The sequence below is a fragment of the Actinoplanes sp. NPDC048791 genome (assembly GCF_040650095.1).
Classification (GTDB): Bacteria; Actinomycetota; Actinomycetes; order Mycobacteriales; family Micromonosporaceae; genus Actinoplanes.
Genome location: NZ_JBEZGQ010001488.1, coordinates 1 through 1,559, shown reverse-complemented (window position 1 = coordinate 1,559; position 1,559 = coordinate 1). Strand labels below are relative to the sequence as shown.

At 72.0% G+C, this 1,559-nt stretch carries 1 protein-coding gene and 1 pseudogene; both read left to right on the top strand.

Annotated elements, in window-relative coordinates:
• Nucleotides 1-134: 134 nt before the first annotated feature.
• Nucleotides 135-563 (top strand): annotated as a pseudogene (locus AB0C29_RS47710) (glycosyl transferase); the annotation flags it as partial.
• A 135-nt stretch (nt 564-698) separates the two neighbouring features.
• A partial coding sequence (locus AB0C29_RS47705; RefSeq protein WP_360834908.1) for a dolichyl-phosphate beta-glucosyltransferase occupies nt 699-1,559 on the top strand: 861 nt, incomplete at its 3' end.

The following is a 1,559-nucleotide window of genomic DNA, read 5'->3' as shown; positions in this document are numbered from 1 at the left end:
TGGCGGCGTCGCGGACCAGGGCCCAGGTGTTGTTGCAGACGTTGCTCGCGCAGACAGCCGGGTCGTCGCCGTTGGCGTCGGTCGGGTTGTCGGGCTTCCCAGGCGGTGGCACTCCGCCGGGCGGGGCGACGACCGGCGGCGGTATGCGCGGTGGTGGCGGCATGGGTGGGTTGTTGAACGCCGCCACGGTCAGCGACGAGATGGAGTCGCTGCTGGACACCAACGCCGACCAGTACACCTGGGTCGCCGCCGCGGTCGGCTCGCAGAGCGCCTCCGGCTATCAGCTGGCCACCGGCGACCCGGTGATGGCGATCGGCGGTTTCAACGGTAGCGACCCGTCCCCCACGCTGGCCCAGTTCCAGCAGTACGTCGCCGAAGGAAAGATCCACTACTTCATCGGCGGCGGAGGCGGCGGTGGCTTCGGCGGTGGCTTCGGCGGCGGCCGGGGTGGCACCGGTTCGGGCGGCAGCAACGCCAGCTCGCAGATCTCCGAGTGGGTCACCGCTAACTTCACCAGCCGGACCGTCGACGGTGTGACCCTCTACGACCTCACGACCCGGTAGATGACGACCGGACCACGGGCGGCCCTCCACGTCGGGGGCCGCCCGGCCGGCGTGTCACCCGCGGGCCACAGAACTCATAGGGCCGCCACAGGTTCGCCACAATCCGGGCAAAGCCGGGGAGCCGACCTTGGTGGCATGAGCCTTTCCACGCTGCCCTCGTACGCCGACGACCAGGTGCGGGCCGTTGCTCCGGTGCTCGACGTGGTCGTCCCGGTCTACAACGAGGAGGTCGACCTCGAGCCGTGCGTACGCCGGCTGCACGCGTACCTGCGGGACGGGTTCCCGTACCGCTTCCGGATCACCATCGCGGACAACGCCAGCACCGACTCCACCGCCCAGGTGGCCGACCGCCTGGCCGAGGTGCTGCCCGGCGTCACCGCGGTGCACCTGAGCGAGAAGGGCCGCGGCCGGGCGCTGAATTTCGTGTGGACCCACTCCGACGCGGCCGTACTGGCCTACATGGACGTGGACCTGTCGACCGACCTCGGCGCACTGCTGCCGCTGGTCGCCCCGCTGATCTCCGGCCACTCCGACCTGGCCATCGGCTCCCGGCTGGCCCGCGGCTCCCGGGTCGTCCGCGGCGCCAAGCGCGAGTTCATCTCCCGCACCTACAACCTGATCCTGCGCGGCACCCTGGCCGCCCGCTTCTCCGACGCGCAGTGCGGCTTCAAGGCGATCCGCGCGGACGTGGCCGCCCGGTTGCTGCCGATGGTCGAGGACACCGGCTGGTTCTTCGACACGGAACTGCTGGTGCTGGCCGAACGCGCCGGGCTGCGCATCCACGAGGTGCCGGTGGACTGGGTCGACGATCCGGACAGCCGGGTCGACATCGTGGCCACGGCACTGGCGGACCTGCGCGGCATCGCCCGGCTGACCCGGGCGCTCGGCACCGGCCGGCTGCCGCTGGGCGCCCTGCGTGAGCAGCTGGGCCGCAATCCGCTGCCGGTCGCCGGGGTGCCGGCCGGGCTCACCGGCCAGCTGCTGCGCTTCGCCGCC